11 protein-coding genes are annotated in these 15350 nt (G+C 60.4%); 7 read left to right on the forward strand and 4 right to left on the reverse strand.

Annotation, left to right across the window (positions count from 1 at the left end; all coding sequences use genetic code 11):
• Positions 1-274: 274 nt before the first annotated feature.
• Both O9H85_RS28995 and O9H85_RS29000 read right to left on the reverse strand, forming a co-directional pair.
• Positions 275-976, reverse strand: coding sequence for a class D sortase (locus tag O9H85_RS28995; RefSeq protein ID WP_269884888.1), 702 nt, complete (start codon positions 974-976; stop codon positions 275-277).
• Positions 977-1034: 58 nt separating this feature from the next.
• Complete coding sequence (locus O9H85_RS29000) at positions 1035-2456, reverse strand: LPXTG cell wall anchor domain-containing protein (protein ID WP_269884889.1); 1422 nt, start codon at positions 2454-2456, stop codon at positions 1035-1037.
• Positions 2457-2707: 251 nt separating this feature from the next.
• Here O9H85_RS29000 and O9H85_RS29005 point away from each other — a divergent pair, with 251 nt between their 5' ends.
• Both O9H85_RS29005 and O9H85_RS29010 read left to right on the forward strand, forming a co-directional pair.
• Entirely contained in the window at positions 2708-4366 is a 1659-nt protein-coding gene (locus O9H85_RS29005) for a hypothetical protein (RefSeq protein WP_269884890.1), read from the forward strand.
• A gap of 80 nt (positions 4367-4446) precedes the next feature.
• On the forward strand, positions 4447-5217 hold the full coding sequence (locus tag O9H85_RS29010) for a hypothetical protein (RefSeq protein WP_269884891.1): 771 nt from the start codon (positions 4447-4449) through the stop codon (positions 5215-5217).
• A gap of 64 nt (positions 5218-5281) precedes the next feature.
• Here O9H85_RS29010 and O9H85_RS29015 read toward each other — a convergent pair whose 3' ends face one another.
• Both O9H85_RS29015 and O9H85_RS29020 read right to left on the reverse strand, forming a co-directional pair.
• On the reverse strand, positions 5282-6253 hold the full coding sequence (locus O9H85_RS29015; protein WP_269884893.1) for a hypothetical protein: 972 nt from the start codon (positions 6251-6253) through the stop codon (positions 5282-5284).
• Positions 6254-6302: 49 nt separating this feature from the next.
• Positions 6303-6752 (reverse strand): carboxymuconolactone decarboxylase family protein, encoded by a 450-nt coding sequence (locus tag O9H85_RS29020; RefSeq protein WP_269884894.1) that lies wholly within the window; start codon positions 6750-6752, stop codon positions 6303-6305.
• Positions 6753-6923: 171 nt separating this feature from the next.
• On the opposite strand from O9H85_RS29020, the gene O9H85_RS29025 reads away from it, so the two are divergent.
• The 5 genes from O9H85_RS29025 to O9H85_RS29045 all read left to right on the forward strand — a co-directional run bounded on the left by O9H85_RS29025 (position 6924) and on the right by O9H85_RS29045 (position 15285).
• A complete protein-coding gene (locus O9H85_RS29025) occupies positions 6924-7379 on the forward strand; it encodes a hypothetical protein (RefSeq protein WP_269884895.1) in 456 nt (151 codons plus the stop codon).
• 444 nt (positions 7380-7823) lie between these two features.
• Positions 7824-8858: a phenylalanine--tRNA ligase subunit alpha gene (pheS, locus tag O9H85_RS29030; protein ID WP_269884896.1), complete on the forward strand. Its 1035-nt coding sequence runs from the start codon at positions 7824-7826 to the stop codon at positions 8856-8858.
• A 20-nt stretch (positions 8859-8878) separates the two neighbouring features.
• Complete coding sequence (gene pheT, locus O9H85_RS29035; protein WP_269884897.1) at positions 8879-11329, forward strand: phenylalanine--tRNA ligase subunit beta; 2451 nt, start codon at positions 8879-8881, stop codon at positions 11327-11329.
• Between the two features lie 127 nt (positions 11330-11456).
• The gene (locus O9H85_RS29040) at positions 11457-14708 is read left to right on the forward strand and encodes a cell division protein ZapA (RefSeq protein ID WP_269884898.1); all 3252 of its coding nucleotides are present in this window, start codon (positions 11457-11459) and stop codon (positions 14706-14708) included.
• Positions 14709-14715: 7 nt separating this feature from the next.
• A complete protein-coding gene (locus tag O9H85_RS29045) occupies positions 14716-15285 on the forward strand; it encodes a CvpA family protein (protein ID WP_269884899.1) in 570 nt (189 codons plus the stop codon).
• Positions 15286-15350 lie beyond the last annotated feature (65 nt).

Raw genomic sequence — 15350 nt, forward strand, 5'->3', positions numbered from 1 at the left:
GGTATCCCCCTCCGGCCGCTGTTGTTATCGGAAAATTTTCTATTTTATTACGCTATGCAGCGGTCATTTTCCAATAACAAAGGCGGGCGCTATCGCTCCTACAGGGGATACCCCACCTACTACCTTTTGCATTTTTCTGCATATCCGGGTCTCTCGTTAATCTGAGCGGGATGCCCCGCTGTATGAAGTAAAACAGGACCTTCATCTCCATATATTCTTGGAGTTGAAGGTCCTTTTGCGCGTGACACCCTGGCGTTATTGGAAAACCGCATCGCTAACTTCCTGCCGCCAGCGCCGCATGAACGATCAGCCTCTTGCTTCCGTCTTCGTTGCAGGTGATCAAGGTCAGCAACGCTCCCGATTTCGGCTGTTTCAGTACGGACACCTCCGTGGGATCAACCGTTTCGGAGCCGGTCACCCGATAGGTGAAGCTCGATTGCGCGGTCTGCAGCACAACCTCGTCCCCCTCCTGCACCTCGTCCAGCCGGTTAAACAAACGGCCGTATACGTAGCTCCGGTGAGCGGCAAGCACGACATTGCCCATTCTGCCCGGCAGCGCGGTACCCGTAAAATGGACGGCGGCCGACTTCAGGTTGCCGCTGCTCACGCCTTCCAATACCGGCAAGGCGACCTCAATGGAAGGGATGCGTACAATGGCCATCGCTGCGGTCGCTTCGGCCTTGGCCTTCGGAGCAGGGGGCTTGGGCTGGGCGGCCGCCGGCTTCTCCGCGCCCGCAGCGGGAGTCCGTTCGGCACTTGCCGTTGCAGGCTCCGGCGCGGGAAGCATCGGTTCCGCAGCGCCAACCGGTGTCGCGGCTATCGCTTCGGGGACTATCCGCTCGCCTCCATCATTCGGCAGAACTTGAATGGAAGCCAGCAGCTCCCGCTGCTTTGCGTCCTCCATCCGGTGAGTTATCTCCGGGTAAGCGAACAAGATCAAGCCTGCAACAACGAGGAAAATACTCCACAGCCGCATTCGGTTCCCTCCCTTCTTCCATAACATAAAAAGGGGCTGCAGCCCCTTTCTCCGCTTCTTACCCGTTGCGGCGGGTTCTGAGCGCGAACGTCAAACCCAGCGTCACAAGTAAGGCGCCGGCCGTATACCAGCTCCACGGGAAGCCTTCTCCGGTTTGCGGCAATGTCGCATACCCGAGAGCAACCGGTTCGTTATTCAGGCTCTCGGTTTCGGAAGCGATTTGAGCCGAACCGGACATCGTTCCGCTGTCGTTGCCGCTTACTGCTTGAACCGGACCGGGCAGCTCAGCTGCACCGGCTGGAATCTGTGTGTTGTCTAATGTTGCGGTTCCACTGCCGTTCGTTCCGCCTGTCCTTCCCGGACCGGACGTGCTTCCGTTGGTGCTTCCCGCGGAAGAACCGCCTCCCGAAGCGTTTACGTTCGTCGAGCTTCCGGTGGAGGAGCTGCTGCCGGACGAGCTCCCGCTGTAAGAGCCGCCGTTAGTCGAACCCGCGCCGGCAGAAGAGCTGTCACTGGAGGAGCTGCCGCTGTCCGAGGAGCACATGTCCATCGAAGCCCGCGCGGCAACCTTTTGGACGCCGTTAATTTCAAGCCGCAGCGGAGCCTCCTGACCGGATACGATTTCAATCAGCTTCGTGCCGCCCGCCGGCAGAAGCATTTGAGTCCATACCGATTGGTTCGTCAGCATGTAATGAATCGAAAGATCGGTTTGATTGCGGTTCGATAATTGGAACCGGTACTTGCCCTTTTGCTCGGAGCACAAAGCTTTTACATCGAGATAATCATAGCCTTCAATGACAACCGCGGGCGGTGTCACCGAACTGAAGCCGCCGATGGAGCCGGAGCTGCCGCTATCGTCCAAGCCGCTGCCGCTCGAGGCATCGGAGCCGGAGGAGCACGTATTTGCCGTCGAATTCACCAGCCAATCAACAAGGAGGTTGGATGGGGGCCCGTAGCCTGCATCCAGCTTGGCGTTTGCCGGACCGTTGTAGAAGTCGAGCCGGTAGTATCCGCAAGGAAGCTCAACCTGCAGCGAATGCGTTCCCGGACCGAACGTCGCGGTAGCATTTTGATAGACCGCTTCTTTCTCATAGGGCTTGCTGTCCGGCTTCGGCACGACGCCTTCCGGATAGGAGTAGCTGGTGAGCGAGAACTCCGTATCGCAGTAGCCCGGAGCAATGATGAAGGTCACCTTCCCCGGTGAAACACTCGGGTTCAGAAGCTTTTTCCATTCGTCGGGGCTTCCGGCCTCCAGCTTTTTGCATCCGGAGACGCCGCCGCCAACCGTGCCTCCACCGCCGCCATACACGCTGCCGCCGATAGAATCCCCGGAGCCTCCATAAACATCGGTCCGGACGAAACCGCCCGCACCCGCTTGTCCACCGCCCGAATCTTGGGCCATGGCCGCCATAGGCAAGACCAGCAAACTCATCAACAGCATCAACAGGGCGATATACGATTGTTTAACCGCGGGTTTCATTCCAACGCTCCTTTTAATCAAGTGGTCCTTGCCTAAAATGAGTTAAACCGTTTTGCCAAGAGCTAAACAACTTTTGGAAAAAGGTTTCAACCCTTGTTTCAGAGGGTAAAAGTTAGGTTATTCCTTTCGTTTTCAGCGAACGCTCAGCTAACCTTCATGGATTGTTAAGGTTCATTTCATTTGGATTTCATGCAGCGCCCGTATACTCCAAAGTGTAAGGAAATTCAAGGAACAGAGGTGGAGTTATGAAATTGACGGGCAAAAACATGGTGCTAAGTACGATTGCCGCAAGCGTAATGCTCGGCGGCGGGTGGATCGGTCTGGTACATACCCAGGCACAAGCAGCGGATGCCAGTGCAGCGGCCAATAAAAATACGAATCAAGTGAAGAAAGACGGCGGCTTCAAAGGCCGGGGCGCAGAAGGACGTCCGGGCTTCGGAGGCTTCGGCGGAGGCCCGTTCAAGGAAGTGGCGACGATTCTCGGCGTAGACGAGAGCGCGGTCATGGACGCGGTGAAATCCGGCAAAACGCTGGCGGCCTTCGCAGCGGAGAAAGGCGTAAGCGAGGACGTCCTGCTGCAGAAGCTGACGGACGCCCGGACGAAGGCGATCGACGCAGCCGTAACGGCAGGCAAGCTGACGCAAGCCCAGGCGGACAAGGAGAAAGCGAATCTCGCGGACCGTTTGAAGCAGGAAGTGGAGGGCACCGGGTTCGGTAAAGGACGCGGAGGGGACATGCATGAAGGCTTCGGAGGCTTCGGCGGAGGCACGTTCAAGGAGGTGGCGACGATTCTTGGCGTAGACGAGAGTGCGGTCATGGACGCGGTGAAATCCGGCAAAACGCTGGCGGCCTTCGCAGCGGAGAAAGGCGTAAGCGAGGACGTCCTGCTGCAGAAGCTGACGGATGACCGGACGAAAGCGATCGACGCAGCCGTAACGGCGGGCAAGCTGACGCAAGCCCAGGCGGATAAGGAGAAAGCGAATCTCGCGGACCGCTTGAAGAAGGAAGTGGAAAGCAGCGGGTTCGGCAAAGGACGCAGAGGGGACATGCATGAAGGCTTCGGCTTTGGAGGCCCGTTCAAGGAAGTGGCAACAATTCTCGGCGTAGACGAGAATGCGGTCATGGACGCGGTGAAATCCGGCAAAACGCTGGCAGCATTCGCAGCGGAGAAAGGCGTAAGCGAGGACGTGCTGCTGCAGAAGCTGACGGACGCCCGGACGAAAGCGATCGACGCAGCCGTAACGGCGGGCAAGCTGACGCAAGCCCAGGCGGATAAGGAGAAAGCGAATCTCGCGGACCACTTGAAGAAGGAAGTGGAAAGCACCGGGTTCGGCAAAGGACGCGGAGGGGACATGCATGAAGGCTTCGGCGGCTTCGGCGGAGGCGCGTTCAAGGAAGTGGCGACGATTCTCGGCGTAGACGAGAGCGCGGTCATGGACGCGGTGAAATCCGGCAAAACGCTGGCGGCCTTCGCAGCGGAGAAAGGCGTAACCGAGGACGTGCTGCTGCAGAAGCTGACGGACACCCGGACGAAAGCGATCGACGCAGCCGTAACGGCAGGCAAGCTGACGCAAGCCCAGGCGGATAAGGAGAAAGCGAATCTCGCGGACCGCTTGAAGAAGGAAGTGGAAAGCACCGGGTTCGGCAAAGGACCGCAAGGCAAGCCCGGCGAATTCGGAGGCAGAGGACACGGCGGTGCATGGGGAAGCCCGGATGCCGTCGCTCAAATTCTCGGGATGACGAAGCAGGAGCTGACAACGGCTCTCCAGTCGGGTAAATCCATATCGGATCTCGCCAAAGAGAAAGGCATCAGCGAAGACCAGCTGGCAGCCAAGCTTAAAGAGCTTCGCAGCCAGAAGGCACCGGCTAAACCGCAGGATTCCGCTGCACCGGCGGCTGCGGCTCTGTAATGCTGGAAGCGGGAGCTGTCCCCTGCCAGGGGACGGCTCTCTTATTCCATTTTACTGTACATAAGGAAAGGTGACTAAAGATGATGAAATCGATTCGTTGGATAGGGGTGTGCGCCCTGATCGCCGTGATGCTCAGCGGCTGCGGTACGAAGGCCCAGGAACAGGCGAGTACGGCGAATGCCGCCGGAGGCGCGCAGCAGACGGAGACGAAGCAGGATACGCAGCAAGCGCAGAATGGACAGCAAGGACAGGGGCAAGGACAGGGGCAAGGGCAGGGGCAAGGGCAGGGGCAAGGGCAGGATACGGCCAAACCGAAAAGCTCCATGACCGAACAAGAACGGCAAATGATGATGACCTTTCAAACGTTGGTTCGGATGGATAAATCGGATGGCCTGACGATCACGAAAGAACAGGCGCAGGCGATGCTTCCGGTCGTTCAAGACGGCATTGCGAAAAAGGAGCTGAGCGCGGATGACCACACCAAGCTGACCGAGAAGCTTACGGCGGAGCAGAAAAAATTCGTGGACGATGCCGCAGCGCGGATGCAGCAAAGAGCGAATAACGCCGGCGGCAGCGGCAGCGGGAAAATGAATCCGCCCGCGGCAGCGGACGGCTCGCAGCAGCCGGCGGATAACGCGGGCAAGCCGCAGGGCGATACAGGCAGCAAAGGAAGCGGCAGCAAACAAGCGAATGGCGGCGACCAGGGCGGTAACGGCGGCCAGGGAGGCCAGGGCGGACAAGGCGGACAACGAGGCAAAGGCCACGGCGGCAACGGTGGACCGGGAGGCCCCGGTGGGATGCAGAATATCGGCCAGCAGCTCGTGGATCTGCTCCAATCGAAGACGAAATAAAAAACGAAGGCCTTGTGCAGGTTGCGCAAGGCCTTTCTCGTTATACGCCCAGCTCCGGCTTCGCTCACTGCCCGCGATCAAACGGTTTCGTCGCGAACAGCCATATCGCGGCGATGAAATACAGGAGCACAGCTGCAGCAAACCAGGAGAACGGGGTGCGGGCTGCGGCCAGGAGCAGCCCCATCGGCAGGGACCACAGCCATGCTATTCCCAGGCCGAGCGGGCTCCGGCGTGCGGAGGAGATCAACGCCAGCACGGCCGGCAGCAGCATCAGCCAGAACGACGGCCAGAACGCGTACGCCCCTTCCAGTCCTCCGTATAGATTGAACAGGGCTAGTCTTATCCACAACAGCATCGTAAAGAGCGAGGCGCCGACGCCGACCGTTACGGCCGTCTTGTGCAGCAGCGGTTGCCTCCTCAGCCGAAATCCGACGGCGGCAGCGATGAAGGAGACCAGGAAGGCAATGCTCAGCAGCGCCAATCCTTTGGCGGAGACCGCTTTTCGCAGCAAATAGACGGTGTACATCCACAGCTTATCCATGCGGCCGTCCCCCATCTGCCCCGATAAGTCCACGGTTACGGCAGGAGCATGACCGGAGCCCAGCGCGTTCAGATCGTCGGCGGCGAGCTGCACCGCCCGGGTCCGGGAGCATAAACGAGTCACCAGCTCATGGTTTTCCGTCTCATAGGCAAAGACCAGGTACGACTCGCCGGCGGTAAAATCGATCCCGCAAGCCGCTTCGCCGGTTCCGGCGCCTACAATGATTTGCGTCGTATCCGCTCCTTTGAACGTGCGTTCGACCTCGAAGCGAACCGCATTCTTATACCCGAGCGCCCCGCTTGTATCGTATGGGTCGGGAACCCATTTGACTTCCAGCGCCTTCCCGATAAAGACGGCTTCCGACCGGGCCGCCGCCTGATCGAGTGCGGGCGTTGCACAGCTGCAGGCTTCGCAGGGGGATGGCTGAATAAGTACGAATGTCAGCGGAAGCAGCAGGGCCAAGACGGTTATGAAAATGCCGAATCGTGTTTTCATAAAATAAGGCTCACCTCGCCATTAAGACGGGGTGAGCCCTCGATTTGTTTCACGCCTCGAAGCATCCGGGGAACATGCCGGTCGAGATCGCGATCCGGTTCCAGCCGTTGATCGTGATGATCGCCATAATAAGAGCTGCATACTGCTGCTCATCAAAATGTTGGCGTACCTCTTCGTACAGCGCATCCGGCACACCGGCTTCGCCAATGCGCGTAACTGCTTCGGTCAGCGCCAGCGCCGCCCGTTCCTCCGGCGTAAACCAAGGCGTCTCCCGCCAGGCGGCGATGAGGTGCATTTTTTGCTCGGATTCGCCCATCTTGCGCAGATCGGTCGTATGCATATCGAGACAGAAGGCGCAGCCGTTCAGCTGCGAGGCGCGGATTTTGATGTACTCCACCAGCTTCGGCTCGAGCCCGCTGTCATGAACATAGGACTCCAGCTTCAGCATCGCTTGGTAAGCTTTCGGTTCCGCTTGGCGGTGGTTGATTCGCAGTTTCATTAGAGATCTCCTCCATAGGTTTAGGATGTTTTCAACCCTTAAGACGGGGGTGTGTATTATTTTGTGACACAATTCAGGATAGTTTCTTCAAAATCTTCCTTGCACGCCTTACAATGGCAAGGATACAATGGAATAAATTTCTTGCGGACCTCGAGAGGAGTGAGCCGGAATATGGTATATATGGCGCTGGCGGCTGTCGGAGTTGCCTATACCTTATGGAGAACATTTCGGGCCGTCCGTATGAGGAAGCGCATCGGCGAACAGCTTGTTTCAGGCACGAGCCAATACAAAAGCTTGCTCTTTACAATGGTCTGCGGAGTGATTATTCCAGCGGTGCTTACGATAGAAGGGCTGGTAAAATATGCCTACCTTGCCGCACTGCTGGTTCTGGAGATGATTTGCGCCGAGCAGATCTCCCGGTTTTACTTAGGAACAGCCGGACTAAAGGTAAGCGACGAGTTCATCCCGAGAGAGCGCTGGGTGGGGTACCATATCGATGACGGACACCGCCCGACGGTGCATGTTCATGTAGGCGGCAAGGAACGGCCGATCCCTCTCATTTTGCGCAATACGTCCGAGATTACTTCTTTCGAGCAGGCATGGAATCAGGCGTCCTCAGCGCAGTAAGCCGAACGTAATGCAGCAATTGCAGCTTCCGGGCTTGCATCCGTCCTTATCATTGCATATAATACAAGAAGCTAACATCATACACGAAATGCAACGACGGAGAAAAGTAAGCAGCGCCTCTTCACAGGGAGGGCACGCCGGAGACTGAGAGCGTACCCGAATGAACCAGGCTGCCGAAGTTCGCTCCCGAGCAGTCCTTTGAAACCGCGTCCGCGCGGCAAGTAGGAGGAACCGGCCGCAATCGTATGCGAAGCCGTTACAACAATGAAGTGAGAAGAAGCTTGCCTAAGCGCAGAGCGTCCGAACCTGGAAGCCTGCACGAGGTCATTGTTCTTCTAACAAGGGTGGTACCACGGCTTTTCTCGTCCCTTACCGGGCGGGAGAAGTCTTTTTTGCGTTGATGAAGCTGGAGAAGAATGAAGGCTAAGGAGGGCACACGAAGCCATGAAGGAACGTTTACTCGCACTCAAAGAGGAAGCGCTGCAGGAGCTGGCGCAGGTTGCAAATCAGCAGCAGCTTAACGACCTCCGAATCAAGTATTTGGGCAAAAAGGGCCCGCTCACCGAAATTTTGCGCGGCATGGGCGCGCTGAGCGCGGAGGAGCGCCCCGTGATCGGCCAAGTGGCCAATGAGGTGCGCGGCGCGATCGAGGAAGTCATCGAAGCGAAGCAGGCGGAGTATACGGCCGCCGAGACCGAGGCGCGGCTGTCGGCCGAAACGATCGACGTTACCCTGCCGGGTCGTCCCGCCGCGCGGGGCGCGGTTCACCCGCTGAACAAGGTGATTCAGGAGATTGAGGATATTTTTATCGGGATGGGCTATACGGTGGCCGAAGGCCCTGAAGTCGAGCAGGATTACTATAACTTCGAGGCGCTCAATCTGCCGAAAAACCATCCGGCGCGGGACATGCAGGACTCGTTCTACATTACTGAGGAAATCCTGATGCGGACCCAGACCTCCCCGGTGCAGGTACGCACGATGGAGAAGATGAACGGGCGCGCGCCGGTCAAAATCATTTGTCCGGGCAAGGTATACCGCCGGGACGACGACGACGCGACCCATTCCCACATGTTCACGCAGATCGAGGGTCTCGTGATCGACCGCAACATCCGCATGAGCGACCTGAAGGGCACGCTGCTGCAATTCGTTCAGGAGCTGTTCGGCAGCGGCACGCAAATTCGTCTGCGTCCGAGCTTCTTCCCGTTCACGGAGCCTAGCGTTGAGGTCGACGTGACCTGCGCGATGTGCGGCGGTTCCGGCTGCCGGGTGTGTAAACAAACGGGCTGGCTCGAGATTCTCGGCGCCGGCATGGTGCATCCGAACGTGCTGGAGAAGGGCGGCTACGATCCGCAGGAATTCACCGGCTTCGCCTTCGGTATGGGCGTGGAGCGCGTAGCGATGCTGAAGTACGATATCGAAGACATTCGTCATTTTTATACGAACGATCTGCGCTTCTTGAAGCAGTTCGTCCATTTGTAAGGGAAGGGGCGTGAACGGGGATGAAAGTATCTTATCAATGGTTGTCACAGTATGTGGACGTGAGCGGAAACACCGCCTCCGAGCTGGCGGAGAAGCTGACCCGCAGCGGTATTGAAGTCGATATCGTAGAGAATCGCAATAAAGGCGTCGTGAACGTCGTCGTTGGTTTCGTCAAATCGCGCGAGAAGCATCCGGATGCGGATAAGCTCAGCGTTTGTATCGTAGACGCCGGGCAGGGCGAGGACCTGCAGATCGTATGCGGAGCGAAGAACGTAGCGACGGGGCAAAAGGTGCCCGTGGCCCTCGTCGGCGCGAAGCTGCCGGACGGTCTCGTGATCAAGCGCGCGAAGCTGCGCGGCGTAGAGTCCCAAGGCATGATCTGCTCCGCCAAGGAGCTCGGGCTGAACGACAAGCTATTGCCGAAGGAAATTCAGGAGGGCATCCTGGTGCTGCCTGAGGATACGCAGATCGGCGAGAGCATTCTAGACGTACTCGCGATCAATGACGAGGTGCTCGACCTCGACCTGACGCCGAACCGCTCGGACTGTCTCAGCATGCTGGGCGCAGCCTACGAGATCGGCGCCATTCTGGGCCGCGAAGTACAGCTGCCGGATGCGGAGAAAGCAGAAGAGAACGGAGCATCCGGCGTAAAAGCGGCGGATCGGATTTCGGTCGAAATCACCGCTAAGCAGCAGTGCTCCCACTATACGGCGCGCCTGATCGAAGGCGTGAAGATCGGACCGTCGCCGCTCTGGATGCAGAATCGTCTGATGGCGGCAGGCATTCGCCCGATCAGCAACATCGTCGATATCACAAACTATGTGATGCTGGAATACGGCCAGCCGCTGCATGCGTTCGACGCCGACACGCTCGCAAACGGGCATATCGACGTGCGCATGGCGCGTGAAGGCGAGAAGCTGGTCACGCTGGACGGCGTGGAGCGCACGCTCGAGCCGCACATGCTGCTGATTACCGACGGCACGAAGCCGGTAGGCCTCGCCGGCGTGATGGGCGGGCTCAATTCGGAAGTGACCGACGGCACGACCCGCATCCTGCTCGAGTCGGCGAAGTTCGACGGCGGCACGATCCGCAAGACGTCGCGTCAGCTTGGACTGCGTTCGGAAGCGTCCCAGCGTTTCGAGAAGGAAGTGAACCCGGAGGCTGTCATTCCGGCATTGAACCGCGCCGCTGCGCTTATTGCGGAGCTGGCGGGTGGGCAAGTGGCGTCCGGCATCGTCGAAGCGAGGTCCGGAGAGCACAAGCCGGTGCAGATCGAAATTACGGTCGGCAAAATCAACAGCTATCTCGGAACCGAGCTTTCGGTGGAGGAAGTGAAGTCGATTTTCGGCCGGTTGAACTTTGAAGTGGAGACGCTGGAGCAGGATGGATTGCTTGTACACGTGCCTAGCCGCCGCGGAGACATTACGCGCGTGGTCGATCTCATTGAAGAGGTGGCCCGCCTGTTCGGGTACGATAACATCCCGACGACGCTGATGAACGTCGAGACGACGCCTGGCGCGCTGACCAAAGAACAGCGGATCCGCCGTTTGACCCGGACGCTGATGACGAACAGCGGCTTGCATGAGGCGATTACGTATTCGTTCACGCATCCGGACCAGATCCGCGAATTCGGCGGCGCGTTCAAGTCGGCGAAGCCGGTAGCGCTGGCCATGCCGATGAGCGAGGAGCGCAGCGTGCTCCGGACCTCGCTGGTACCGCATTTGCTGGACGTCGCGCTGTATAACCGGAACCGGAATACGGACGACGTGGCGATTTTTGAGATCGGGCGCGTATTCGTTACCGAGGAAGCGGGACTCACGCGTCTTCCCGAGGAAAAACTGCTGCTGTCGGCGCTGCTTACGGGCAAGCGGAGCGAGCTGCACTGGACGGGCAAGCCGGGTCCGGTCGATTTCTACGATTTGAAGGGCGTATTCGAGGGCTTGACCGATTACCTCGGCATTCAAGGCGTCCGTTACGTCGCTGCTGCGCCGGAAGGCTTCCATCCGGGCCGTACGGCCCAAATCGTCGTGAATGCGGACGGCAAGGACGTCGTGCTCGGCGTGATCGGGCAGCTTCATCCGGCGCTGCAGCAGCAGAAGGACCTGGCCGATACGTTCGTGCTTGAGGTGGAGCTGGACGTGCTGGCTCAGCTGGCCGACGAGCAGCTGACTTACAGCCCGCTGCCGCGTTATCCGGCCATCAGCCGCGACATGGCGCTGGTGGTGGACCGCAAGGTAGCGGTGGGCGATTTGCTCGAGCAGGCGCGCGCCACGGCGGGAGAGCTGCTGGAGTCGATCCAGGTGTTCGATATTTACACCGGCGAACGGCTGGGCGCGGACAAGAAGAGCGTGGCGATTTCGCTCGTGTACCGCACGCCGGAGCGCACGCTGACGGACGAGGAAGTCAGCGAGCTGCACGGTAAGGTAGTCGCGGCCCTGGAGTCCGGATACGGTGCCGAACTGAGGAAATAATTGGTGGGGAAAACGTTCCCAATTCAGGACAAAAGTCTATAGGATACAGCAGGAAAAGGATTCTCCGTATCGAATTATGTAGGATACGGAGAATCTTTTTTTTGTTCTGGAAAGGGGAGCAGCTATCGTGAACGGTGAAGACAAAGTCCGGATGACCGTCAATATTTACGGTACCCAATACAAGCTGGTATCCAATTCCAGCCCTTCTCATATAAAAAGCGTAGTAGCGCTTGTGAACGATCAGATGCACCGCATTGCCGATTCCAATGCTTGGCTCGATCTGCCCAAGATCGCCGTGCTGTCTGCGGTCAACATGGCCGACGAGTGGGCGCGCATGCAGCAGGAGGTGGAAGGCTCGCGGGAGCGGCTGAAGCAGCTGGAGCAGGCGCGCGAGGAGCTGGAGGTGCTCCGCGAGGTACATAAGGAGCTGGAGCAGCAGCTGGCCTCCGAACAGAGGCGTCTCAAGGAGCTGGAAGCGCGCAGTGCGTCGCTCGAAGCGGCGAAGTCGCAGGCGGAAGCGGAAGCGGCGAAGCAGTCGGGGCTCGCGAGCGAGCTGAAGACCCGCAGCGAAGCGCTCGCCACGGAGCTGGCGGAAGCGCGCGAGCGGCTGAACGGCCTGCTCGAGCTGAGCGGCGAGCAGGAGGAGCAGCTGAGCGAAGCGCGCGAGCGGGTACGGAGGCTGGAAGCGGAAGCGGCAGAGCATGCGCAGGCGGCGGCGGAGCAGGCGGAGCGCCTGAGCGCGCTGGAGCAGGCGAAGCGGGAGCTGGAGCGGCGCGCAGGCGAGCAGGAGCGGGAGCTGGGCGAAGCGCAGGAGCTGGTGCGGATGCTCGAGGCGGAAGCGGCGGAGCATGCGCAGGCGGCGGCGGAGCAGGCGGAGCGCCTGAGCGCGCTGGAGCAGGCGAAGCGGGAGCTGGAACGGCGTGCGGGAGAGCAGGAGCGGGAGCTGGGCGAAGCGCAGGAGCTGGTGCGCATGCTCGAGGCAGAAGCGGCGGAGCATGCGCAGGCGTCTGCGGAGCAGGCGGAGCGCCTGGGCGCGCTGGAGCAAGCGAAGCGAGAGCTGGAGCGGCGCGCAGGCGAGCAGGAGCGAGAGCTGGGCGAAGCGCAGGAGCTGGTGCGGATGCTCGAGGCGGAAGCGGCGGAGCATGCGCAGGCTGCGTCGGAGCAGGCGGAGCGCCTGAGCGCGCTGGAGCAGGCGAAGCGTGAGCTAGAGCGGCGGGCAGGCGAGCAGGAGCGAGAGCTGAGCGAAGCGCAGGAGCTCGTGCGGATGCTCGAGGCGGAAGCGGCGGAGCGGACGCAGGCGGCGTCGGAGCAGGCGGAGCGCCTGAGCGCGCTGGAGCAGGCGAAGCGAGAGCTGGAGCAGCGAGCCGGCGAGCAGCAGCGAGAGCTGAGCGAAGCGCAGGAGCTGGTGCGCATGCTCGAGGCGGAAGCGGCGGAGCGGACGCAGGCGGCGTCGGAGCAGGCGGAGCGCCTGGGCGCGCTGGAGCAGGCGAAGCGTGAGCTGGAGCGGTGCGCAGGCGAGCAGGAGCAGGAGCTTGGCGAAGCGCAGGAGCTGGTGCGCATGCTCGAGGCGGAAGCTGCGGAGCGGACGCAGGCGGCGTCGGAGCAGGCGGAGCGCCTGAGCGCGCTGGAGCAGGCGAAGCGTGAGCTGGAGCGGTGCGCAGGCGAGCAGGAGCAGGAGCTTGGCGAAGCGCAGGAGCTGGTGCGCATGCTCGAGGCGGAGGCGGCAGAGCGGACGCAGGCGTCTGCGGAGCAGGCGGAGCGCCTGGGCGCGCTGGAGCAGGCGAAGAGTGAGCTGGAGCGGCAGCTTCAGGCAGCGCACGACGAGCGGTCGCAGTCCGCGGAGCGGCTTGCCGAGCGTGAACGGCAATATGCGGAGCTGAGCGAGCAGCTCGATCAACTGCAGGAGCAGCTGAACGCCCAGCAGCAGGAAGTGGAATTGCAGGTGGCGCTGTACAATGAGCTGCAGGAAGAGAGTAAGGCGCAGGCGGAAAGTCTGGAGCTGGAGCTCACGGAAGCTCGCCTGCAGGCGGCCGCCGCCGCCGAAGCGGCGTCGCAGCGGCTGGAAGCGCGTGAAGCGGAGCTGGCGGAAGCGCATCGGCAGGCGAACTTGGCTGCGGAAGCGGCGGACCGGAGGCTGGCGGAGCGCGAATCCGAGCTGCTCGGGCAGCTCGAGGAACAGGTGCGCCAGGTATCGGAAGCGGCGTCGCAGCGTCTGGCGGCGCGTGAAGCTGAGCTGCAGGAACAGCTTGCGGAGCTGGAGCGTCAGCGTGAGCGCGAGCAGGCGGAGCACCAAGAACAGAAGCGCAGACTGCAGGGGCAGCTCGGCGAGCACCTGGAGAAGAGCCGAGAGCTGCTGCTTCATGGCGACAGCCTGCAGTCCGAGCTCGACGAATTGCGCGGCTTGTACAACGGCCGCCAGGAGGAGCTCGAGCTGCAGCTGGAGCTGTACCGTGAGCTGGAGGCGGAGCACCGTCAGCTGCAGGAGAGCAGCGGAGCGCGCGGCGCCGAGCTGGAGCGGCAGCTGGAGGCGGAACGCGCGCATGCCCGGCAACAGGCCGAGGCGCAGGCGGCCCGCATCGCCGAGCTGGAGGAGGCGCTGCAAACCCGCGAAGCCGAGTTACAGCACGAGCTGGCGGAACGCGAGCAGCGGGGCCAAGCGCTCGAGCGCCAGCTCGGGCAGCAGCAGGCTTATAATCTGCAGCTGCAGGAGAGCAGCAGTCATTGGCAGAAGCGGAGCGAGGAGCAAGCCTCGCTCTCCGACGAGCTCCGCCGGAAGCTCAGCGAGCAGAAGGAAGAGCTGGAGCTGCAGGTCGAGCTCTACGATGAGCTGCAGGGGCAGCATGACGAGCTCGCTGAGCGGCTGCGCCGCGAGGAGACCCGCGCGTTGCAGGCGGCGGATCAGCTGCAGGCGCAGCTGGCCGAGCTGGAGCGGATTCTTGGCGACCGCGAAGCGGAGCTGGCTTCGCTCCAGCAGGAACGCGATGCGGCGCAGGAACTGGGCCGGGCGCTGCAGGAGCAGTGCGCCGCGCTCGAGACGCGGGAAAACGCCCGGCAGGAGCAGTGCAGCGAGCTGGAGCAGCGGCTCTCCGCGCAGGCTAGGCGAATTGAGGAGCTGGACCGTGAGTCGGCTCGCGCAGCTGAGCTGAAACGGGAGCTGGAAGCGCAGAAGGAAGAGCTGGAGCTGCAGGTCGAGCTTTACAATGAACTCCAGGACGAGCTTCATCAGCAGAGGGATCAGCATAAGGCGCTGCAGGCCGATTATACCCAGAATCAGGAAAAGGCCGAGCAGGTATTCCAAGAGCTCGAATCGCTGAAGAGCGAATACGAGAAGCTGCAGAACGAGTATAACGAGTGGATTGAGCTCGTAGAGAAGGAATAGACCCGACATGAACGGATTGGATTGGGCCGTCCTCGTCATTGCGGCGGCCGGTACGGTGCTTGGATATTCAAGAGGCTTCGTTGGACAGCTTATTTCTTTCGTAGGGTTGTTCATCGCATATCTGGCCGCCTTCGCCTTCTATGACAAGCTGGCGCCGTTGGTCAGGGACACGCTTGCGCTGTCGGGATATGAAACGTATCAGAAGTACGAGTTTCTGACGAAGGGTCTTCATCTTGATACGTATGTCTACAACGGCCTAGCCTTCGCGATCCTGTTCTTCGGCGTGAAGCTGGCGTTCAGCGTAGCGGGCAGACTGCTGAATTGGCTGGCCTCGGTTCCGGGCCTTAAGCTGATCAACCAATGGAGCGGTGCACTCCTTGGCTTTGTGGAAGCGTCGCTCTTGATCGTCGTAGCCGTTTACGTGATGACCGTCGTGCCGAACGATACGGCGCAGCGGCTTCTGAAACAATCGGTAACGGCCCCTTATTTGCTGGAGCATACGCCGCTTGTGACGGGCAAGCTGCAGGAGCTGTGGGAGAAAACGGAGCTGAATTCCTCCTCCAAAGTGAAGATTTAAGACTATTTTAAAAAATACCTTGACGCCCCAGGTGCTCAGGGTAATTTTGTTCAGACATACCCCAA

Source organism: Paenibacillus gyeongsangnamensis, from assembly GCF_027533625.1.
GTDB classification, from domain to species: domain Bacteria; phylum Bacillota; class Bacilli; order Paenibacillales; family NBRC-103111; genus Paenibacillus_G; species Paenibacillus_G gyeongsangnamensis.

Excerpts from the sequence above, each read along its gene's own strand:
- O9H85_RS28995 (WP_269884888.1), bottom strand. The coding sequence starts at position 976 with ATGCGGCTGTGGAGTATTTTCCTCGTTGTTGCAGGCTTGATCTTGTTC.
- O9H85_RS29000 (WP_269884889.1), bottom strand. The coding sequence starts at position 2,456 with ATGAAACCCGCGGTTAAACAATCGTATATCGCCCTGTTGATGCTGTTG.
- O9H85_RS29010 (WP_269884891.1), top strand. The coding sequence starts at position 4,447 with ATGATGAAATCGATTCGTTGGATAGGGGTGTGCGCCCTGATCGCCGTG.
- O9H85_RS29015 (WP_269884893.1), bottom strand. The coding sequence starts at position 6,253 with ATGAAAACACGATTCGGCATTTTCATAACCGTCTTGGCCCTGCTGCTT.
- O9H85_RS29020 (WP_269884894.1), bottom strand. The coding sequence starts at position 6,752 with ATGAAACTGCGAATCAACCACCGCCAAGCGGAACCGAAAGCTTACCAA.
- O9H85_RS29025 (WP_269884895.1), top strand. The coding sequence starts at position 6,924 with ATGGTATATATGGCGCTGGCGGCTGTCGGAGTTGCCTATACCTTATGG.
- pheS (WP_269884896.1), top strand. The coding sequence starts at position 7,824 with ATGAAGGAACGTTTACTCGCACTCAAAGAGGAAGCGCTGCAGGAGCTG.
- pheT (WP_269884897.1), top strand. The coding sequence starts at position 8,879 with ATGAAAGTATCTTATCAATGGTTGTCACAGTATGTGGACGTGAGCGGA.
- O9H85_RS29045 (WP_269884899.1), top strand. The coding sequence starts at position 14,716 with ATGAACGGATTGGATTGGGCCGTCCTCGTCATTGCGGCGGCCGGTACG.